At 63.2% G+C, this 19,629-nt stretch carries 19 protein-coding genes and 1 tRNA gene; 14 read left to right on the top strand and 6 right to left on the bottom strand.

Annotated features, from left to right (window positions below):
• Positions 1-13 precede the first annotated feature (13 nt).
• Together CDV44_RS02290 and CDV44_RS02285 are read left to right on the top strand one after the other, a co-directional pair.
• Complete coding sequence (locus CDV44_RS02290; RefSeq protein WP_087686487.1) at positions 14-1,081, top strand: RNA methyltransferase; 1,068 nt, start codon at positions 14-16, stop codon at positions 1,079-1,081.
• A gap of 226 nt (positions 1,082-1,307) precedes the next feature.
• On the top strand, positions 1,308-2,495 hold the full coding sequence (locus CDV44_RS02285; protein WP_087686486.1) for an MORN repeat-containing protein: 1,188 nt from the start codon (positions 1,308-1,310) through the stop codon (positions 2,493-2,495).
• A gap of 80 nt (positions 2,496-2,575) precedes the next feature.
• On the opposite strand, the gene CDV44_RS02280 is transcribed toward CDV44_RS02285, so the two are convergent.
• Both CDV44_RS02280 and CDV44_RS02275 read right to left on the bottom strand, forming a co-directional pair.
• Complete coding sequence (locus tag CDV44_RS02280) at positions 2,576-3,265, bottom strand: hypothetical protein (protein ID WP_087686485.1); 690 nt, start codon at positions 3,263-3,265, stop codon at positions 2,576-2,578.
• Positions 3,266-3,433: 168 nt separating this feature from the next.
• Positions 3,434-4,225, bottom strand: a complete 792-nt coding sequence (locus CDV44_RS02275; RefSeq protein WP_087686484.1) for a hypothetical protein — start codon at positions 4,223-4,225, stop codon at positions 3,434-3,436.
• A gap of 826 nt (positions 4,226-5,051) precedes the next feature.
• On the opposite strand from CDV44_RS02275, the gene CDV44_RS02270 reads away from it, so the two are divergent.
• From CDV44_RS02270 to trmB, 10 genes are all read left to right on the top strand, one after another.
• Positions 5,052-5,612 (top strand): hypothetical protein, encoded by a 561-nt coding sequence (locus tag CDV44_RS02270; protein ID WP_087686483.1) that lies wholly within the window; start codon positions 5,052-5,054, stop codon positions 5,610-5,612.
• A 24-nt stretch (positions 5,613-5,636) separates the two neighbouring features.
• A complete protein-coding gene (locus CDV44_RS02265) occupies positions 5,637-6,224 on the top strand; it encodes a hypothetical protein (protein ID WP_141118653.1) in 588 nt (195 codons plus the stop codon).
• Between the two features lie 101 nt (positions 6,225-6,325).
• A tRNA-Gly gene (locus tag CDV44_RS02260) sits at positions 6,326-6,399 on the top strand.
• Positions 6,400-6,608: 209 nt separating this feature from the next.
• A complete protein-coding gene (locus tag CDV44_RS02255) occupies positions 6,609-7,190 on the top strand; it encodes a TetR/AcrR family transcriptional regulator (protein ID WP_087686481.1) in 582 nt (193 codons plus the stop codon).
• 114 nt (positions 7,191-7,304) lie between these two features.
• The gene (locus tag CDV44_RS02250) at positions 7,305-8,504 is read left to right on the top strand and encodes an MFS transporter (RefSeq protein WP_371328718.1); all 1,200 of its coding nucleotides are present in this window, start codon (positions 7,305-7,307) and stop codon (positions 8,502-8,504) included.
• Between the two features lie 281 nt (positions 8,505-8,785).
• Positions 8,786-9,592, top strand: a complete 807-nt coding sequence (locus tag CDV44_RS02245; RefSeq protein ID WP_087686479.1) for a DUF3348 domain-containing protein — start codon at positions 8,786-8,788, stop codon at positions 9,590-9,592.
• Complete coding sequence (locus CDV44_RS02240) at positions 9,573-12,599, top strand: DUF802 domain-containing protein (protein WP_087686478.1); 3,027 nt, start codon at positions 9,573-9,575, stop codon at positions 12,597-12,599. The genes CDV44_RS02245 and CDV44_RS02240 overlap by 20 nt, the downstream gene beginning before the upstream one ends.
• Positions 12,596-13,279, top strand: coding sequence for an OmpA family protein (locus tag CDV44_RS02235; protein ID WP_170935828.1), 684 nt, complete (start codon positions 12,596-12,598; stop codon positions 13,277-13,279). Before CDV44_RS02240 ends, CDV44_RS02235 begins: the two co-directional genes overlap by 4 nt.
• Positions 13,272-14,135, top strand: coding sequence for a DUF2894 domain-containing protein (locus CDV44_RS02230; protein WP_087686477.1), 864 nt, complete (start codon positions 13,272-13,274; stop codon positions 14,133-14,135). The genes CDV44_RS02235 and CDV44_RS02230 overlap by 8 nt, the downstream gene beginning before the upstream one ends.
• A gap of 191 nt (positions 14,136-14,326) precedes the next feature.
• Positions 14,327-15,136: a tRNA (guanosine(46)-N7)-methyltransferase TrmB gene (gene trmB, locus CDV44_RS02225; RefSeq protein ID WP_087686476.1), complete on the top strand. Its 810-nt coding sequence runs from the start codon at positions 14,327-14,329 to the stop codon at positions 15,134-15,136.
• An 87-nt stretch (positions 15,137-15,223) separates the two neighbouring features.
• Here trmB and CDV44_RS02220 read toward each other — a convergent pair whose 3' ends face one another.
• The 4 genes from CDV44_RS02220 to CDV44_RS02205 form a co-directional block, all read right to left on the bottom strand.
• A complete protein-coding gene (locus CDV44_RS02220; protein WP_087686475.1) occupies positions 15,224-16,066 on the bottom strand; it encodes an undecaprenyl-diphosphate phosphatase in 843 nt (280 codons plus the stop codon).
• Positions 16,067-16,177: 111 nt separating this feature from the next.
• The gene (locus CDV44_RS02215) at positions 16,178-16,816 is read right to left on the bottom strand and encodes a DUF1439 domain-containing protein (RefSeq protein ID WP_087686474.1); all 639 of its coding nucleotides are present in this window, start codon (positions 16,814-16,816) and stop codon (positions 16,178-16,180) included.
• A gap of 134 nt (positions 16,817-16,950) precedes the next feature.
• Positions 16,951-17,211 (bottom strand): YkgJ family cysteine cluster protein, encoded by a 261-nt coding sequence (locus CDV44_RS02210; RefSeq protein WP_087686473.1) that lies wholly within the window; start codon positions 17,209-17,211, stop codon positions 16,951-16,953.
• A 110-nt stretch (positions 17,212-17,321) separates the two neighbouring features.
• Complete coding sequence (locus CDV44_RS02205) at positions 17,322-18,095, bottom strand: SDR family oxidoreductase (RefSeq protein WP_087686472.1); 774 nt, start codon at positions 18,093-18,095, stop codon at positions 17,322-17,324.
• Between the two features lie 108 nt (positions 18,096-18,203).
• Here CDV44_RS02205 and CDV44_RS02200 point away from each other — a divergent pair, with 108 nt between their 5' ends.
• A complete protein-coding gene (locus CDV44_RS02200) occupies positions 18,204-18,857 on the top strand; it encodes a TetR/AcrR family transcriptional regulator (protein ID WP_087686471.1) in 654 nt (217 codons plus the stop codon).
• A gap of 79 nt (positions 18,858-18,936) precedes the next feature.
• A complete protein-coding gene (locus tag CDV44_RS02195; protein ID WP_058379901.1) occupies positions 18,937-19,605 on the top strand; it encodes a protein-L-isoaspartate O-methyltransferase in 669 nt (222 codons plus the stop codon).
• The last annotated feature ends 24 nt before the right edge of the window (positions 19,606-19,629 follow it).

The raw sequence follows: 19,629 nt of genomic DNA, 5'->3' as shown, positions 1-19,629 counted from the left end.
GAATCCGCACCCTATGCGCTTCTCCGACTTCGACCAACGCCTCGCCGCCCTCGGCGCTCAGCCCGTCCATCGCGGCCGGGTGGCGCGCGTCTGGCTGAACGGTCAGGCGCTCGACACCGGCACGCGGCGTCGAAGCTCGGAGCACTTTCTTCCGCTGGCGCTGCGTAACGCCCTTCCCGAGATCACGGCAGAACTGGATGCGCTCGCGCGCGTGCGTTCCGAGCATGCCGGCAACGACGGCTCGCGCCTGCTCGTGGAACTCGCCGACGGGCAGATGGTGGAAAGCGTGTTGCTGCCGCGTGACGGGCTCTGCGTCTCCACGCAGGTCGGCTGCGCGGTAGGCTGCCGGTTTTGCATGACCGGCAAGAGCGGTCTGATCCGCCAGATTTCGAGCATGGAAATCTTGGCTCAGGTCGTGCTGGCGCGACGTTTGCGTGCCGTGAAGAAAGTCGTCTTCATGGGCATGGGCGAACCGGCGCATAACCTCGAGAACGTGCTCGAAGCCATCGACCTGCTGGGCACCGAAGGCAACATCGGTCACAAGAACCTTGTGTTCTCCACCGTCGGCGACCCGCGCGTGTTCGAGGCACTGCCACGGCAACGCATCAAGCCTGCGTTAGCGTTGTCGCTGCACACTACCAAGGCGGAACTGCGCGCGCATCTGCTACCGCGCGCGCCGAAGATCGCACCGGACGCGCTGGTCGAACTCGGTGAAAAGTACGCCCGCGACACCGGTTATCCGATCCAATACCAGTGGACGCTGCTCAAAGGCATCAACGACGGCGACGATGAACTCGACGCCGTCGTGCGCCTGCTCAAAGGGAAATATGGCGTGCTCAACGTCATTCCTTTCAACAGCCTCGAAGGCGACGACTACGAGCGCCCCGACCGCGAACGCATTCGCGAGATCGTCCGCTATCTGCACAGCCGTGGCGTGTTGACCAAAGTCAGAGACAGCGCCGGTCAGGACGTCGACGGCGGTTGCGGGCAGTTGCGCGCGCGTGCCGTTGCTGGTGCCGCTAGCGAGGTGCAGGTGGTTGAATTGCATCGCTCGCGTGCGGTAAAGCCGGAAGCGGCGTAGCTCTCGCTCGACTGTTTGCCAAGTACCGGCATCACGCGCTGGTCATCCCCCGCCGTTCGACCATCATCAACTTGGATGATGGAGCTTATGGCTTCCACTGAGTAATCTTCGCTTGCGAAACCCTGCATAAGGGTGTCCACGCTTGCCGCCTCCGTCCTCACGACCCGGTGGATTCGGATCCATACGAGCGTCGGATCGATAGCACTCAGAACGTGGGGAGAAGACCATGAGAAACGCACTGGATTTCACGAAACTCGTATTGCTGGGCAGCCTGAGCACGCTTGCGGCGTGTGCATCGGCGCCGCGCGCGCCAGCCCTTCCATCGACTTGGACAATGACCACGGACGGCTGCCAGACGTGGAACCGGACGCCATCGGCGACGAGCACCGAAACCGTGACTTGGGATGGCGCGTGTGTGGGCGGCTATGTCGACGGCCCGGGGACTTTGACCTGGTTTCAGGACGGCGGCTATTCGCAACGTTTCGTCGGCACCATGCGTGCTGGCAAGCGTCAGGGCATTGGCGAGTATTACTGGGTGAGCGGCGATCGTTATCAAGGGGCGTTCGAAAACGACCTCCGTACCGGCAAAGGCACCTACTCATGGAGCAGCGGCGACACGTATTCCGGTGATTTTGTCGACGGCCAGCGCACCGGGTACGGCATTTACACGTACGCGAACGGCAATCGCTTTGAGGGCGATCAAAGTAATGGCAGTTTCATTAACGGCAACCTGAGCGCCGCCAATGGTGAGGCCATCGCGAGATACACCGATGGAAAGCGCATTGCGCTGCGCTATGAGCCGGCACAGGCGTCGAATCAAACGAGCAGCGGTGCCGGATTCGGTGCCGTGTTGGGCGCGATCGCGCAGGGTCTGGCAGCGGCGGGCGGGAAGAACGCCGCACAGCTTCAGGCCGCGGCGTCTGTCATGAACAGTTCTGCTGGCCGCAGTGGCAGCGCGGCGCAGGCGTACAGCGCGCCGAACACAGCGGCCGGTGGCAATGCGACCAGCGCGATGAACAGCACCGAGACGCAGCCGATGGTCAACAACTGCCTGAGCCTGACGCGCAGTCACAAGTATTCGATGCGAATCAACAATAGCTGTGGTTTTGAAGTGTCGATGATCTATTGCTACACCAGCATCAGCAACGCGGCACGCACCGGCTTCGATGTCACATCGAATGCCTGCTCGAATTACCGCACGAGTGCTTCGGCCAATGTCGTTGTCGGCGCGTCATCGTTCATCGAGGTCAACGCGCCAGACAATACACAACCGGTCGAATTCATTGCATGTAAATCGGCGAATGACGGCTATCCGGAAAAACTGCGTTTCGACGGCAGCCGGCTCAACGGGCAATGTCATTACAGGCAAACTACGGCAGGCAACGGGCCACGCAGTTTTGGCGGGGTCAGGTAAGCGTTGGCACTCCCGCGTGCCGTGAACGCGACACATCATTTGTCGCAGAACCAAGGTCGCGGGGGCCAGAACGCATGGGCTCAATTCGAACCAGTCTTCGTGCGGTCCGACTGCGCGATACGCAAGGCCCGAAGCTGGATATCAAGTGCCCGTGCGAGTTGTTCCTGCTCGACACGCACCTGAGCGAGCCGCCTTTCGATTTCGTCCTGCTTGGTCTGGGGTGTCGATACCGGCTGCGGTTGTGCTTGTGCGGCGAGGGCATCGTTGAGCACCACTAATCCCAGATTGCCTTCCTTGGTATTGGCGAGCCCTTCCGAGTTCAGCGTCGGACGCCCGGCGCGCTCCCATTCGTCTTGGGTCATCGGGCACTGCACCCCTGTCACCGCCAACGCGTAGCGATTCTCGGCGATGGTGCACAACACCGCCACCGATGCCTTCACCTGCCCCATGCTGCGCAGTTCTCGCGCGTTCTTAAGCGTCTCGCAATGATGGTCCGTCCAAGTGGTGCCAATCGAAAAACCGAACATCGTGCCCGAGCCACCAACACTGGTCGATCCCATGCAGGTGTCGGTTGACGTCGTCAGCGCGGGCCCCACGGCGGTCGATGCCGAGAAGCGCGTATCGGTGTTGTAGATCGCGTGTGAATCCATGTTGAGCGCACCACCCGTCGCGCCCGATGAAGCGGTACCGCTGCCCATGCCGGTCATGGACTGCCCGATCGCCGAAAACGCGAGCATGGCGAGACCGGCGAAGAGTGCAATCTTCTTCATGATGTTTCCCCTCAGTGTGTTTTTTGTGTGCGCTCGCGCGGCGGACGAGGTACCGATGATGCGTAGGGCACCTGTCCGCTCGTGCACGTCATGCGTGATCGACGCGGTGCTGCCGGTGAGCGGTTGGCGCACGTCACATCGAAGCTGTGACGTGCGCCAACCGGCAACTTAGTGCGTCGGCGTCGGCAGCTGGACGACCGCCAGCGGCGACGTGTTGTCCGCTTTGACGGTCACACCAAACGACGCATTGCTGCTCGCCGTGTTGTGCAGCGTGTTGGCGAAGCCCGACGACTCGTTGTAAGTAGCCCCCGCGCCGATCTGGTTCACGTTCGGGATGTTGGCAAGATTGATGTTGGCGCTCGTGAGTGCGGCAAGCCCGGTCGCAGCGATGTTATCGACACTCGCGCTGCCGCCAGCACTCGTGGTGTTGGTCACCGAGAACCCGTTGTACTGCGGTCCGGTGTAGGCAACGTCTTGTTGAATGGAGCTGTAGAAATTCGCACCACTGGCCGACGCGTTCGAGTTGGCTTCGTTGCTCCCGGCCTGCGCGTAGTTGGAAGTGCCGGACGTCGCACTGCCCGTACCGGTGCCATGCGCGCTCGGGAAGGCAAGCGTGCCGTTGGCCGTCGAGCTCGTCGTGCCCTGCGCGATGGCGCCGCCGCTACCGCCGCCGACCGACGCGTTAAACGCCAGTGCCGAGCCCGACGTCTGCGTCGTTCCCACCAGATTCATCTGCGTGCTGGCGTAGGTGTTCGTCGTCGAGCCGGGTTGCAGCGTGAACGACGACATCTGCGTGGCGCTGGCGCCGGTGTACGACTGCCCGGGGGCCACGGCGGCGGCAGAACCGGAAACGCTGGTGGTGTTGCTAATGATGCCGGTGCCCGAAGCACTCGGCACTTGAGCATGGGCAACGCCAATCGAGGCGAACAAAGCGAGCAGGGCCAATGAGACTTTTTTCATGGTGTGGCTTCTCCAATTTAGTTTCTGTTATGGGCTTCAAAGCACTGGAGATATGGCCACCGAGCACGTGCGAACGATGCGTCGCTTCGTGTGTGATCATCCCCCCGAGACGATCGGATCACTGGTGAGCGCGTTATGGTTGCGTCCAATCCAGCTTGCCGTTCGTCTGCGGAGAGACTGAGCAACTTGTATGCCAATCAAGAATCGGGATTGAAAATCGGCGTCAGGGTTTAGACCGAGAGGCACACGTCTTCGCCATGACTGTCTTCAGTTGATCGAGACGATGGGATCTGAATAATTCGATCGGTGTGTGCAACGTTCGAACTAATGCGATGAGGTGCGGAGCAGAGAAAGCGTTACGAAGGGCGAATCCGTAACGTTACGAGAGGGGGACGCCAAGGAACATCGGTGTTTCAGCACATTTCGCAGCCCTTCAGAGACGTTGCGCGCGCGAAATGCACCACATCGGGAATGCCGTCAATACTGCATTCGATGGATAAGTAAAAAGAAAGCATTTGGAGGATCGAGGGAATCGATCTCAAGAATTTTTCCCGGAACTGTAGCCATCGATGAAACGCATCGATCGCCAGAAACACCAGAAGTACCCCCACTGTATTTCGCCGGACTCAGAGAATCGCCGAGCGATCCATTGAGCGAAAATCAGGTTGTTGCATCGTTCGTACATCGATTCTTTTTCATGTGGAATACGGTTGACACGGCCTAATCCAGCCTCATATCCTTTCTCGGCATTACAAATAAAAGTATTAGACCAGCTACGACGCAACGTCAGAGTAGCGAAGCATTCACACGTCATCCGGGGATTTCCATGTTTAAGAGAATCGGGGTTGTACTCGTGGTGTCCTGCGCCGCGTTGCTCAGCGCGTGCTCAACGACGGCACCGACCTACAGCGCTTCGTTGGATAACGTCGACAAACTGAAGGCGGACGGCGATTACAAAGTCACCGTTGGCAAGTTCGCACCGGCGACGGGCCTGAAGACCGAGTCAGAAATCGCGCTGCGCACGACATCCATGTCTTCACCCTATGGCAACTCTTATAGCCAATATCTCGCAGAGGCGATCAAGCAGGAGCTGTCGCTGGCCGGCAAGCTCGCGCCCGCTTCGCCCGTTCAGATTACCGGCACGTTGCTGGAGAACGACGTCGACACGGGTGTCGCGACCGGTAAGGGCGTCATCAAGGCACGCATTGTCGTGACCAGCGGTAACACGACGCGCTATGACCAGGTGAAATCTGCCGAGACGGAGTGGTCATCGAACTTCGTGGCGGCCATCGCCATTCCGCGCGCCACTGAGGCGTATCCCAAGCTTGTTCAGAAGCTCTTGACGTCATTGCTCAATGACGACGCATTCCTGAAGGCACTTCAATAAACGCCATCCGAAGCGGAGAAAAAAATGCGAGTTTTCAAACGACTCTGCGCCATGTTCATCGTGGTGCTGGCTTCTGGCTGCGCGCATCAGGTCAGCATGAGCCCGGACATCGCGGCAGTGAATGCCCCGGAAGGCGCCACGCGCATCGATAAGCACGTGGGCTTTGTTATCACGGATCAGTTGCGTGAACTGATTGTTACGACACCCGGCGGCGGGGGCGACAAGATAAGTTATAAGCCGTATGCCGATACCGAAACTGCGTTCTACAAGGTGTTTTCGAACGTATTCACGGACGTATCGCGTCTGAAATCTGTCGATGACAATGCCTCGACGAAGAAAAGCGCGCTCGCTTATGTCGTTGTTCCTACGATAACGACGGATTCGTCCTCGTCCAGCCTGGTCACGTGGCCCGCAACGGATTTCACGGTGAGTCTCAAGTGCGAGATTCGCAATCTGGATGGCACAATTTTCGCCACACAGACCGTGACCGGCACCGGCCACGCAGACTTTAGCGAATTCAAGAGCGACTTTTCGCTCTCCGGCCGTCGAGCTACCGCAGACGCCATGATCAAGTTGCAGGACACCCTGCTGAATATGCCGGAACTGCGCTAAACGCGCCGAAGGGTCGTGGTGGTCGAAGTCTCGAACCACGATCACCACGAACAGATCATGATTGCCAAACTGTCTGCTTCCCGCTTAAAATGGCGCTCTTCGCGGGCGTCGTATAATGGTAATACCCTAGCTTCCCAAGCTAGAGCCGTGGGTTCGATTCCCATCGCCCGCTCCAAAGATTCTTCGAAGAAGCCGTCCTCGTGACGGCTTTTTTGTTTCTGCGCGCCGCATCTCCCACAGCCCTCGAACCAATTCCACAACCGATATCAGGTTATTGGAACAGTCGTTAAATAATCGCCTATAGTCTCGTCTACCGGACTGGCGTATTGACGTCGTCCAATGCGCTACCCCGTTTTCGTCCCCCTGACATCGAGGCACATCAACATGAGCGGCAGACCTAGAGAATTCGACGACGCGGCCGTCATCGACGCCGCCATGGATGCGTTCTGGACGAACGGCTATGAAGGCACGTCGGCGCAGACGCTCGTCGAATGCACGGGCCTCGGGCGCGGCAGTCTTTACAACGCCTTCGGCAACAAGCTGAACCTTTATCACGAAGCCCTCGAGCGCTATCAGACGCTCGGGCTTCAGACGCAAGTCGACATTCTCAACGCGCCCGGCGCGGTCAAGGACCGGCTGCGCGCGCTCATGCAATGGGGGATCGACCAAGACCTCGATCCCAAGAAGGGACGCGGCTGCATGGGTCTTTTCGCCGCCCTCGAACGCGGCGGCAAAGACCCCAGAGTGCGCCAGATCAGTCAGGCCTATCTCACCCGTATCGAACAGGTGCTCGTGCATCTGATCGCCATCGGACAACACAGCGGTGAACTCTCCGCCGATCGGCCCGCACTCCTCGTCGCCCGCATGTACTTCAGCAGCTATTTCGGATTGCGCGCCCTCGGGCGCACCGTCAGCGATCGCACGTTTCTCGAAGACATCATGGAAGGCACGATCGCCCAGCTCTGACGCTTTCGACTGTCGACGCCAACGCGACCGGCACACGCAACACACCGAATACACCAGTTCCACCCGACATTCGCGCGTAAAGCCCTCAGGGCTTTTTCTTCCCCCAAATATTGAATGATCGTTACAAATATGACGCAAAAAACCTCCATGCCACCGGTCGTGTACTTATTAGGACTCACCGTCTTTGCCATGACTACGGCGGAATTCATGGTCGCCGGCATGATGCCCGCGCTCGCCCATGCGATGAACGTCGGCATTGGCGACATCGGCAACCTGATCTCGCTCTATGCACTGGGCATGACCATCGGCGGCCCGGTGCTCACCGCCCTCCTGCTGGCCTTGCGCACGCCGCATAAGCAAGCGCTCGTCTGGCTGCTCGTCATCAACGTGGCAGGTGGTGTGCTTGCCGCTGTCGCCACGCGCTATGAAGTGATGGCGCTCGCTCGCATCATCATGGGCGTGGCCAGTTCCGCCACGTTCGGTGTCGCGCTCACGCTGTGCGCCGACCTCGTCGCGCCGTCGGTGCGCGGCCGTGCCGCGTCGTTCGTACTCGGCGGCCTGATGTTCTCGCCCGTCGTGGGCGTGCCGCTCACGGCGTTCATCGAGCAGCACTTCGGCTGGCGCGCCAGCTTCTGGCTGGTCGCCGTACTCGCCGCCCTTTGCACCGTGGCGGTCGCGCTGTGGGCACCGGCCACCGAGAAGCGCGAAACGGTCAGCCTCGCGGCCGAATTCCGTTCACTGCTCAATCGTCCGCTGTGGGCCGCCTTCATCACGAGTGGCCTGATCATCGGCGCGACCTTCGCCGCGTTCAGCTACTTCTCGCCGATCTTCCTGAACGTCGCTGGCGTTTCCGCTGCCACGATTCCGAATCTGCTCGCGATGTACGGCATCGCCAACATCATCGGCAATGCCGTGACGGGCCGGTTTGCTGACCGCCATACGCTCACCGTGCTGGTTGTCGGCCTGAGCGTTCTGGCACTCGCGTTGGTCAGTTTTGCGCTGTGGGCAGACATCACGCCCGTGGGGATTGCCGCGTTTGCCGCCATCGGTCTGACCGGCGTGTCGCTCAACCCCGCCATGGTCGCGCGCGTGATGCGCGCCGCCGCGCCGGGGCCGCTCGTCAATACGATGCACACCTCCGTGATCACGGCAGGTCTCGCGTTCGGCACGTGGGCAGGCGGCTCCGCGATCGACGCGGGCTACGGCATGCGCGCGCCGCTCTGGATCGGCGCCGCCATGGCTGCCATCGGTCTCGCCAGCCTGCTGCCGTATCTGCGCAGCGGCCTTGCACAAACTGCTGACGCGACCTGCTGAACACGTTCGCCGTCAGGCGTCACACCGTCTCCGGGCTCGCCTCGCCCGCCACCTCCACCTCGCGGCGGAGATTCGCCCAGAGACGGTTCGGCACCGGTCCGTGCGGGCCATCGGCACGCCGCCAGTCAGCACCCCCTCTCCGTTCACCACCGACCGTTGTGCGCGATAGATCCCGCGTCACGAGAGCGTCATGAGTATCGTCGGCACGGGCGGCGAACCTCAACCCGGGGGTGCCGGGGGCCGCGCAGTGTAAACTGCTGGGTTTTTGACCCCCCAGTGGAATGGTGCAAGTGCCCCGGCGTCCCGTAATCAGCGCCCCGACACTCATACGCTCGCTGGCCCGTCTGAGCACGTTCACGCCGCCTGAGGCCGCGCCGTCGCTCTCGGACCGCATGAGTGAGTGGCTGGGCTGGACCGACGCCATCGCCTTGTCGTCGGCTCTCAAAGCCTCCTCGCCGGCCGAAACGCCCGGCGGGCGCACGGCCGCCCCGGCTTCGGCCAGCGGCAGCCGGGAATTGGCACGCGTACGCACGGACCTCGCCGCCGCCATCGCCCGCGATTGCGGTCTGGCCGCCGCCCCCGGCGGGCAAATTCGGGCAATGAGCGCCGCCGAGCGTCAACGGGCCGCCTCGTTTGCCGAGTTTCCCGCCTATCGGCAGCGCTACGCCACGTCGCAACAGACCATGGACACGGCCATCGGCGCGCTGCGCACCCGCATGCGCGCACAGCTGGCGTTGATGTCGCCAGACGCTTCCCGGCTGGCCAGTGTCGATGCCGTCATGGAGCGCGTGCTGGGCGCCCGCGAGCGCACGTTGCTCGCCAGCGTGCCGAACCTGCTCGAAGGCCATTTCGTGAAGTTGCGCGATACCGAGCAGGCCGCGCTGGCCGCACCGCGCGTGCCCGGTGCACCGCCGCTCGCCCCGGCAGGCACGTGGCTCGACACTTTCCACCGGGACATGCAGAGCATCCTGCTCGCAGAACTCGATATCCGCCTTCAACCGCTTGAAGGGCTGCTCGCCGCCCAACACGCGATTGAACCCGGCGAAAACGTTAGTGAACCCGGACAACATGAATCGTTACCTCGTTGATCTCGTCGCCTTTGTCGCCGGACTGGCCGTTGTCGGCTGGATCGCCATCGGCTATGCCGGCACCAACACCCTCGCGCTGGCCGTCACCCTGGTCATCGCCGCCGTCTATCTGTTCGGTGCCCTTGAACTCAAACGCTTTCATCAGTCTTCCAACGCGCTAGCAAAGGCGGTGGGCGAACTGAATACGCCGCCGGCATCGCTGCCGTCATGGCTCGACGCGCTGCCCGCCGGCCTGCGCACCGCCGTGCGCCTGCGCGTGGAAGGCGAGCGCGTCGGCCTGCCCGGCCCGGCACTCACGCCCTATCTCGTCGGCCTGCTCGTGCTGCTCGGTATGCTCGGCACGTTCCTCGGCATGGCGGCAACGCTGCGCGGCACCGGCATCGCCCTCGAAGGCGCGACCGACCTGCAAGCCATTCGTGCGTCGCTTGCCTCCCCCGTCAAGGGCCTCGGCTTCGCGTTCGGCACCTCGGTCGCCGGTGTCGCCACATCGGCCATGCTCGGCCTGCTCGCCGCGCTCGCCCGCAAGCAGCGCGCGCAAGTCGTGCAGTCGCTCGACGCGCGCATTGTCACCACGCTGCGCGGCTTCTCGCAGCAACATCAGCGCGAAACCACGCTGCAACTGCTCCAGCAGCAAGCCGCGGTAATGCCCGCGCTGGTCGACCGTCTGCAAGAGATGATGGCCGCCATGGAGCGCCAGAGTCAGGGCCTCGGCGAACGGCTCGTGGCGAATCAGGATGCCTTGCACGCCCGCACGGATGCCTCGTACGCGCAGCTCACAAACGCGATGCAGCAGTATCTGAAAGACAGCGTGACGACTACGGCCACCGCCGCCGGTGCCGCGATTCGCCCCGAAGTCGAAGCGACGATGGCCAGTCTGGCGCGCGAGACGGCGTCGTGGCACCAGACGGTGTCGTCCGCCATGCAAGACCGCATGGACGGCCTGTCCGACCGCTTCGAAGCGACGACGTCGCGCGTGGCGAATGTCTGGAAGGATTCGCTCGATGCGCAGTTGCGCACCAACGAGTCGCTCGCGATCGATCTGCGTGGCGCGCTCGGCGAATTCGCGCAGACGTTCGAGACACGCTCGGCGCGACTCGTCGACGACGTTGCCACCCGACTCGAAAGCGCAACCGGCCAGGTCAGCACGGCGCACGCCGGTGTTGCGCAAACGTGGGAAGCCTCGCTCGCGGCGCAGCAACGCACCAGCGATGCGCTGGCGAAGGAACTTGGCGCGACGCTCACACAGTTCGCACAAACTTTCGAAACTCGCTCTGCGGGGTTGTTGGCCGACGTGACCACGCGCCTCGATAACGCCACCGGCAGCATCGCCACCGCGCAGACGACTGTCGCGCAGGCTTGGGAGCAAGCGCTTGCGCAGCAGCAAAGCGCGCACAACGCGCTCACGCAAGACCTCGGTGTGGCGCTGGAACGATTCGCACAAACCTTTGAAGCGCGTTCGACCGCCTTGCTCGGCGACGTGGCGGCCAAGCTCGACGCGACCAGCGGCAACGTGTCCGGCGCGCACGAGCGTGTGGCGCAAGTGTGGGATCAGGCACTGACGCAACAACGCTTGTCGCACGACACGATGACGCAGGAACTCGGTGCCGCGTTGGAACGCTTCGCACAGACGTTCGATGCACGTTCGAATGCCTTGATCAGCGACGTGGCCGCAAAGCTCGACACGACCAGCGGCAATGTGTCCGGTGCACACGAGCGCGTGGCGCAAGTGTGGAGCGAATCGCTGGCGCTGCAAAAGGCGGCCAACGCGTCGCTGGCTGCCGATCTCAGCGCCGCATTGAGCCGCTTCACGGAGACGTTCGAGCAACGCTCCGCGCATCTCGTGGACGGCGTGAGTACCCGCACGGAAGGCGCGATGCAAAGCGTTGCCGATACGGCGGCTGTGGTTTCCGGCGAGTGGAAGCAGGCCATCGCTTCGCAGCAACAAGCCAACGACTCACTCACGAAAGACCTCGCCGCCGCACTCGTGCGCTTTGCCGACACCTTCGACACGCGCTCGACACAACTGCTGCAAGGCGTTTCGACCCAAATGGACGCCGCGTCGGCCAATGTCGCACACGCCTGGCGCGACGCCATCGCCGAACACGCTCGCGTGAGCGAACAACTGGCGGGCGGCAATCAGCAACTCGTTGCCGCGACGACGACGGCCTTCACCGAACACAGCGCGTCGCTGCTCGACGCCCTGAACGCCGCCAACGCCGCGCATCACGACGCCACTGCCGAACGCGAGACGCAACGCCTGTCGGCATGGACCGCAACGCTCGAAGGCACGCTCGCGACACTGCGCGAACAGTGGCAGCAGATGGGCGCGCAAACGGCCAATCAGCAACAGACGATCTGCGAGACGCTCAGCCGTACCGCGCTCGAAATGTCGGAACAGTCGCGCAACAACGCGAGCGACACCATCGCCGAGATTTCGCGCCTGATGCAGACCGCTGCCGAAGCCCCGAAGGCCGCCGCCGAAATCATCGCCGAACTGCGTCAGAAGCTCTCGGACAGCATGGTGCGCGACAACGCCATGCTGGAAGAACGCTCGCGCCTGCTCGATACGCTCGGCACGCTGCTCGACACGGTGCGCCATGCAGGCAACGAACAGCGCGCGGCGGTCGACGATCTCGTCACCACGTCGGCGCAGTTGCTCGAACGTGCCAGCGCGAATCTGGGCGACGCCATTGCCGCCCAGACCGAGAAACTGGCCGCCGCGTCGGCGCAGGTCACCGGCAGCGCCGTGGAAGTGGCGAGCCTCGGCGACACGTTCGGCGCTGCCGTGCAGGCCTTCGGCGAATCGAACACGCAACTGCTCGACCATCTGCAACGCATTGAAGCCGCACTCGACAAATCGATGGCCCGCAGCGACGAACAACTCGGCTACTACGTCGCGCAAGCCCGCGAAGTGGTGGAATTGAGCGTGATGTCGCAAAAGCAGATTCTCGAAAACCTGCAACAGCTGGGCGCGGCCCGCACACAACCGGGTAGCGCGGCAGCATGAGCCACGACTTCGACTCCGAGATGGCCGACGGCGACGTTGGCGCCGCCGCACCGGCGTGGGCCGTGTTCGGCGATCTGATGTCGGTGATGCTCGGCGCGTTCGTGCTGATCATGCTCGGCGTGATCGGCGTGCAGCTCGAACTGTCCGCCAAGCTGGAGCGCGAGGTGAAGGAACGTCAGGCCGAAACGCAACGCCGCGAAACGCTGGAGAAAGCGCTCGCCGGGCCGCTGGCGGGCGGGCGCGTCACGATCGTGAACGGCCGCATCGGTATCAGCGGCAACGTGCTCTTCGCGCTGAATTCGGATCAGTTGCAGCCGCAGGGCCGCGAGGTGCTGCGCAGTCTCGCCGCACCGCTCGCCGCTTATCTGAAAGTGAGCGACGAGATTCTGATGGTCAGCGGCTTCACCGACGATCAGCAAGTGCGTGAGACGAACCGGCGCTTTGCCGATAACTGGGAGTTGTCTGCGCAACGGGCGCTCACCGTCACGCGCGAGTTGATCGCCGCAGGTATTCCCCCGTCGTCGGTGTTCTCGGCCGCGTTCGGTGCGGAACAGCCCGTGACGTCGAACGGCGACGAGGCTGGCCGCGCCAAGAACCGGCGCGTGGAAATTGCACCGATGCCGCGCAGTAGTGCGGGGAATGCGGGGAATACAGGCAAGGCCGGGAAATCAAATGGCTGACGCTGATCCCACCGATTCGGCCGACGCCGCCGACACCGCCGATAAGTCGATCTGGCAGACCCAACTCGACCTCTGGCGGGCGCAGCAAGCCGACAAGCGCGACCCGGTTCGCTTTCACCTCATTGAGGCGCTAGCGCGGCGAGCAGAGACCTATACGGGCGAAGCAAGGCGCGTGCTGGACGCGCGCCTGCAAACGCTCGTCGACGCCTTCTCGAAGGCTTTGACGGACGATGCGGACGGCGCAGCCCCGGACGCCCACGACAGCATTGCCACGGCGCCGGAAGGCGGAGTTGCTGCCATCTCGCCATCCCAGTCCTCCCAGTCCTCCCAGTCGCCCCTGTCAGCCCTGATCGCCGACATGACGCAACGCGTCGGCGAGCGGCCCGCACGGTCGGTGGCGTCGCTCAAGCGCCCGGCGAACCCGGCACCTGTGGCGCGCACGGTCAACGCGGCGTCATCCGGTATGACGGCAGGCGCTTCGTCCGCCGCTTCACCGGTCGCCCCTGCCATCGCACCGCCCGCGCCCCCAACGGTCATCGCAACCGACGACAGTTTCGAAGACATGGACGTGCTGGAGTATTTCCGCGAAACCTGGTCGAAGCTCAGCACCGACGGCAATCTGCGGCAGTCGCTGGCGCAGGTGCCCGAGAACGCCGGGCCGCTGAATTCGAGTCATCTCGTGCATCGCGCGCTCTCGCTCATGCACGACGTGTCGCCCGACTATCTGCGCCACTTTCTGCGCCATGCCGACGCCCTCTCATGGCTCGAAGACATGGACAGCGCCGGCGCAATGCGCAACAAGAGCGCGGCGCGTGTCGCGGCTTCCGCCAAGCCCTCGCGGGCAAAGGCGCGTTGAGCGGCACCGGGGGCCAACTTGCCAGTCAAGACCGTTCCGGGCGATAATCGCGCTCGTTCCCGCTGCCAAGGCGCGGGAAAATCCTTTGAAAAATCATCGTGTTGGGCGCCAGCGCGGGCATCACTGCCAAGCGCGCCGCCCGCCGCAGCACTTCCTCGACAAGCCGTCGCCCCCGACGGCTTTCTGCTTCCATGACGAACCACGCGAACCACGGACGACCGCCGACTGACGACGCGCAACCGGCCCACGACGACGACGCCGACCTTGACGCGCCGAACACCTCTGACGCGCAAGACGACGAAGCACAGATCGGTCCGGACGGCGTTGCGCACCCGCGCCGCATCCGCAGTTTCGTGCGCCGTGCCGGTCGCAGCTCGGAAGCGCAAAAGCGCGCATTCGACACGCTCGGCCCGAAGTTCCTCGTGCCCTACGCGCCCGAAACGCTCGACTGGCCGGCCGCCTTCGAGCGTCCGAACGCCCCGCGCATTCTCGAAATCGGTTTCGGCATGGGCGACGGCACCGCGCATATCGCCAAGGTGCGCCCTGACGACGACTTCCTCGGCGTGGAAGTGCACGAGCCGGGCGTGGGCGCACTGCTCAAGCTCATCGGGACCACCCCGCTGTCGAACGTGCGCATCATCCAGCACGACGCCGTGGAAGTGGTTCAGCACATGCTGCCGGAAGCGTCGCTCGACGGCGTTCACGTGTTCTTCCCGGATCCGTGGCACAAGAAGCGCCACCACAAGCGCCGCCTGCTCCAGCCGCCGTTTGTCGCACTGCTCGCCTCGCGCCTGAAGCCGGGCGGTTATCTGCACTGCGCGACCGACTGGCAGGAATACGCCGAACAAATGCTCGAAGTGCTGGGCGCCGAGCCGACGCTCGAGAACACCGCCGCCGACTATGCGCCGCGTCCCGACTACCGTCCGGTGACGAAGTTCGAGAACCGTGGCCTGCGCCTCGGTCACGGCGTGTGGGATCTGGTCTTCAGGAAGCGTGGCTGAACGCCTTCGCTGAAAGGCCGCAGCAAAAGAGAAGGGGCACCGCGTGGTGCCCCTTTGTCATTCATTGCGTCGGTTTGTTGACGCCGCTCAGTCGGCCCAGACCACCAGCCCGCTGCAACCGGTCGCCAGCACCACCAGACCGAACACGATGCGGTACCACGCGAACGCGGTGAAGTCGTGCGACGCGATGTAGCGCAGCAACCAGCGCACGCAAATGAACGCACTGATGAACGCCGCCACGAACCCGATACCGAACATACCGACGTCGTCCACCGACAGAATCGAACGCGATTTATACAGTTCATAGATCGTCGCGCCAAACAGGATCGGAATCGCGAGGAAGAACGAGAATTCGGTCGCCACCTTGCGCTCCAGCCCGAACATCATCCCGCCGATGATCGTGGCGCCCGAGCGCGACGTGCCGGGCACGAGCGCGAGGCATTGCGCAAAACCGACCTTCAGGGCGTCGGCCAGCGACAGATCGTCGATGGAGTTCACACGCGGCAATTGACCGGCTTCGACGTTGCGGCGGTTATGCCGCTCGACCAGCAGAATGATCACGCCACCCACGATGAACGCCGTAGCCACCACCGTCGGATTGAACAGCACCGCCTTGATGTGTTTGCCGAGCAGCAGCCCCAGCACGATGGCCGGCAGGCAGGCGACGATCACGTTGATGGCAAAACGGCGCGAGGTGGCATCGCTGCCCAGCCCCGCCACGACGCGTGCAATCTTCGCGCGGAATTCCCAGCACACGGCCAGAATCGCGCCGAACTGAATCACGATCTCGAAGACCTTGCCCTTGTCGTCGTTGAAGTTGAGCAGACTGCCGGCCAGAATCAGGTGACCCGTCGACGAGATCGGGAGGAATTCGGTCAGACCTTCGACCACACCGAGAATGACCGCCTTAAGCGCCAGCAACAAGTCCATGCAATGGTTTCCTGAGAAGTCGTGAAATCGGAAAAAGAGGTTTTACGCGGGAAAAATTAGGTGAGCCGTAGGGCGCTTAACGGCTTAACGCCGAGGCTTGGCCGCGCCGGATCAACGGGAATCGAATTTGACGTTCACACCATGGGAAAGCACGGTGATCTGGCCCGGCTGGCGTGCCACGCCGCCAATGTTCAGTTGCTCGGGCTTGAACGTGTAGATCGGGGCGCCCTGCAACAACTGGGTCGCGAGCAATGCACCGGCAGCGTTGAGCTGGCGCGACCAGCGCTCGGGCAAACCGTCAATAGTGAATGTCTCGACTTCCGGATCGCGCAGCACCACGGACAGCGTGGCCGGGTCGTAGGCCAGCGCACTGTCGATGGCCAGCGTGCCGGTGAGCGGCGCGCCGCCAAGCGGATGCGTCACGGTGGCGTCGACGGCCACCGCCAGACGGTTGCGGTCTGGCAGCAGCGTCAGACGCGGGTGCGACAGGTTCACGTCGAGCACCGCCAGCACGCGGCGGTCGAACGGAAACTTGCGCTCCAACGCGCGCTGCAACTGGCTTTCGGAAAAGGTGTAGTCGTTGCCGAACGGCAAACCGGCACATGCGGCGAGCCCGGCAGCGAGTGCCGATGCGCCCGTGAGGGTCAGCCAGCGACGACGCGACGGGTTCGTCGCTTCGTGCACATCGCGTGTGTCCAATGCCTCGCACTGCTGATGATGTTGCCGGTCCGGATGCGTTTGACGCGCCATGTCTCGTTCCACTACAGGGCGCCCAGCGCCCGACACGCGCGACTATAGCATTCGCACATGACGCCGAACTACCCGGTGCCTATTGGCGTAGCGCTGTGACGGATGGGGTTTGATGCATGGGGGCGATCTGCCGGTTACTGCACCGGTGCTGTCAGCGCTTCGAGCTCGGAGAGCCAGCGCACGGCCTGTTCACGGTCGTCGCCGCACATTTCCAACGAAGGTTGCAGCGAGCCGCACACGGCCGGGCGCAGCGGGCTGCCGAAGATCTGGCAGCGGTCGGCATCGTCGAGTTGCACGCAGCGCGTGTTCGCCGGCTTGCCGTGCGGCATGCCGGGAATCGGCGACGAGATGGAAGGCGCGATACAACAAGCCGCGCAATGAGGTCGGCAGTTCATGAAACGATCGGTCGGGGCCGGTGACGGAGGTGTCGCCGGATTAGCAGGCTGCGCATTTTACCGCGAGCGCAACCTGCCCTCCCCGCTCACCCCTTCACCCCTTCACCCGATCACCACGGCAACGCGCCCGCCACGTCGAAGAAACCGCCGTTGACCGTTCCGCGCTCGCCCAGCGCCAGCATCACCACGCTGCGCGCGCCGTCTTCCACGCTCTGCGTGCCCCGCTTGCCGTTCAGGTCGGTGGCCGTGTAGCCCGGGTCGACCGAATTCACGGTGATCGCCGTCTCGCGCAAGGTGTGCGAGAGCTGCACCGTCAGCATGTTGAGCGCCGCCTTCGAGGCGTTGTAGCCGATCAGCTTGAACGCGGCATGCTCCCACGCCGGGTCGCCGTTGTAGGCGAGCGAGCCCAGACCGCTCGACACGTTGACGATACGCGCGGCATCCGAGCGCGACAGCCACGGCAACATGGCTTGCGTCACCCGCAAGGTGCCGAAGAAGTTGGTCGCGAATATCCGCTCGACTGCCTCGATGGACGCCCGCTCGGGGGTGTCGTCGCGCGGATCGGTAATGCCCGCGTTGTTCACCAGCACGTCCAGCCGCCCGTGATAGCGCCCGATCCGGTAGGCCGCCGCGTGCAGCGTCTCCGGCTTGAGCAGGTCGATCACCAGCGTCTCGGCCTGAAAACCCGCCTTGCGCAGCGGCGCCACCACCTCTTCACCTCTTGCCTCGTCGCGGGCCCCCACCACCACCGTCATGCCCGCCTCGGCGAGCGAGCGTGCCACTTCCTGCCCAATTCCCTTGGTTGCGCCCGTCACCAGTGCCACCCGTCCCAGATGGCGTTCGGCGTCCGCTCGCACTGCGTTGTCGATTGCGTCCCGTTTCATCACTGCTCCCGTCGTCATGCCTGTTGTTCTGCGCTGAACTGCATGCAAAGCCGCGCAAATTTGTTAGCATCGAGTTTATGAAGAATCCTTCAGATTTTCTATTCGCATATGAAACCGGACATCCGAGGGGCCTCAGGGCCCCGTAAATCGCCGCAGCAGGCCCGTTCGCGTGTCACGATCGACGCGATTTTCGAGGCCGCCCTTCAGGTTTTGCTGCTCGATGGCGGGCGCCAGCTCACCACCACCCGGGTGGCGGAGCGCGCCGGGGTGTCGGTCGGCACTCTCTATCAATATTTTCAGAACAAACAGGTGCTGCTTTATGCCGTGCTGGAGCGGCATATCGATCGCATCGTCTGTACGGTGGAAAAGACGTGTCTCGATTCGCACGGCCTGCCGCTCGAGGCGATGGCCCGGGCGCTGGCCGACGCGTACGTCGGCGCGAAGATGACGGATATCGAGGAAGCGCAGGCGCTCTATCGTCTGTCGGAAGATCTGGACGGCCGGGAGGTATTTGCGGGGGCCAGCCAGCGCATGCATGCGGCGGTCGTCGCCATGCTGGATACCGCGCAGGACGGGCGTTTCGACGATACGAGCACGGTCGCTTTCGTGTTCCTGAATTCGATGACGGGGCCGATCAAGGCGATTCTTGAGAACCGCACGCCGGCGGGCACGACCTGCGGCCAGCTCGCTGCGCACATTGCCGATCAGATCGCCACGATGTGTGCGGCATATCTGCATCGGGTGACCCTTCCCACCCCATAAGTTCACGCGTCATCATGACCGCCGCCCGGAACTGGTAAAATGCGCGGTTGTGTTTGCCTACAATCCCACGGTAATCGAAATGAATTACGAACAGGCCCGCTTTAACATGATCGAGCAGCAGATCCGCCCTTGGGATGTGCTCGATCAGCAGGTGCTCAATCTGTTGACGGTGGTCAAGCGCGAAGACTTCGTGCCGGCGCCCTACCGCAACCTCGCTTTCACCGACGTCAAGATCCCGCTCAAGGGCGCCGCGATCAGCAACGACAGCCAGTTCATGCTGGAACCGCGCGTCGAAGCGCGCATTCTGCAAGCGCTCGCGCCGAAGAAGAACGAGAACGTGCTGGAAATCGGTACGGGTTCGGGCTACATGGCCGCGCTGCTCGCCTATAACGCGCATCACGTGACCACGGTGGAATTCGACGCCTACCTCGCCCAGACCGCCCAGCAGACGCTGCGCGCGAACGGCGTGACGAACGTGGAAGTCGTGAACGCCGACGGCGCGCAAGGCTGGAGCGCCGCCGCCCCGTACGACGTGATCGCGATCTCGGGCGCGCTGGCAGAACTGCCGCAGGCCTTCCTCGCACAGCTCAAGGTGGGCGGCCGTCTGGCTGCCTTCGTGGGCGGCTCGCCGGTGATGGAAGCGCAACTGATCACGCGTCTGTCGGAAAACGAATACCGCACCGAAAACCTGTTCGAGACGCAAGTGGCCTATCTGGTCGCGCCGCAACCGTCGAGCTTCAAGTTCTGAGCCCGGCGCCCGGGTGTGTGCCGC

Origin of the sequence: Pandoraea sp. PE-S2R-1 (assembly GCF_002179865.1) — a bacterium.
Taxonomy (GTDB): domain Bacteria; phylum Pseudomonadota; class Gammaproteobacteria; order Burkholderiales; family Burkholderiaceae; genus Pandoraea.
Note: the sequence above shows the minus strand (reverse complement) of the source record. Positions and strands in the feature narration are given on the sequence as shown.

Excerpts from the sequence above, each read along its gene's own strand:
- CDV44_RS02200 (WP_087686471.1), top strand. The coding sequence starts at position 18,204 with ATGAAACCGGACATCCGAGGGGCCTCAGGGCCCCGTAAATCGCCGCAG.
- CDV44_RS02275 (WP_087686484.1), bottom strand. The coding sequence starts at position 4,225 with ATGAAAAAAGTCTCATTGGCCCTGCTCGCTTTGTTCGCCTCGATTGGC.
- CDV44_RS02210 (WP_087686473.1), bottom strand. The coding sequence starts at position 17,211 with ATGAACTGCCGACCTCATTGCGCGGCTTGTTGTATCGCGCCTTCCATC.
- CDV44_RS02230 (WP_087686477.1), top strand. The coding sequence starts at position 13,272 with ATGGCTGACGCTGATCCCACCGATTCGGCCGACGCCGCCGACACCGCC.
- CDV44_RS02250 (WP_371328718.1), top strand. The coding sequence starts at position 7,305 with ATGATCGTTACAAATATGACGCAAAAAACCTCCATGCCACCGGTCGTG.
- CDV44_RS02265 (WP_141118653.1), top strand. The coding sequence starts at position 5,637 with ATGCGAGTTTTCAAACGACTCTGCGCCATGTTCATCGTGGTGCTGGCT.
- CDV44_RS02205 (WP_087686472.1), bottom strand. The coding sequence starts at position 18,095 with ATGAAACGGGACGCAATCGACAACGCAGTGCGAGCGGACGCCGAACGC.
- CDV44_RS02290 (WP_087686487.1), top strand. The coding sequence starts at position 14 with ATGCGCTTCTCCGACTTCGACCAACGCCTCGCCGCCCTCGGCGCTCAG.
- CDV44_RS02235 (WP_170935828.1), top strand. The coding sequence starts at position 12,596 with ATGAGCCACGACTTCGACTCCGAGATGGCCGACGGCGACGTTGGCGCC.
- CDV44_RS02215 (WP_087686474.1), bottom strand. The coding sequence starts at position 16,816 with ATGGCGCGTCAAACGCATCCGGACCGGCAACATCATCAGCAGTGCGAG.
- CDV44_RS02280 (WP_087686485.1), bottom strand. The coding sequence starts at position 3,265 with ATGAAGAAGATTGCACTCTTCGCCGGTCTCGCCATGCTCGCGTTTTCG.
- CDV44_RS02195 (WP_058379901.1), top strand. The coding sequence starts at position 18,937 with ATGAATTACGAACAGGCCCGCTTTAACATGATCGAGCAGCAGATCCGC.
- CDV44_RS02220 (WP_087686475.1), bottom strand. The coding sequence starts at position 16,066 with ATGGACTTGTTGCTGGCGCTTAAGGCGGTCATTCTCGGTGTGGTCGAA.
- trmB (WP_087686476.1), top strand. The coding sequence starts at position 14,327 with ATGACGAACCACGCGAACCACGGACGACCGCCGACTGACGACGCGCAA.
- CDV44_RS02255 (WP_087686481.1), top strand. The coding sequence starts at position 6,609 with ATGAGCGGCAGACCTAGAGAATTCGACGACGCGGCCGTCATCGACGCC.
- CDV44_RS02240 (WP_087686478.1), top strand. The coding sequence starts at position 9,573 with ATGAATCGTTACCTCGTTGATCTCGTCGCCTTTGTCGCCGGACTGGCC.
- CDV44_RS02245 (WP_087686479.1), top strand. The coding sequence starts at position 8,786 with ATGGTGCAAGTGCCCCGGCGTCCCGTAATCAGCGCCCCGACACTCATA.
- CDV44_RS02270 (WP_087686483.1), top strand. The coding sequence starts at position 5,052 with ATGTTTAAGAGAATCGGGGTTGTACTCGTGGTGTCCTGCGCCGCGTTG.
- CDV44_RS02285 (WP_087686486.1), top strand. The coding sequence starts at position 1,308 with ATGAGAAACGCACTGGATTTCACGAAACTCGTATTGCTGGGCAGCCTG.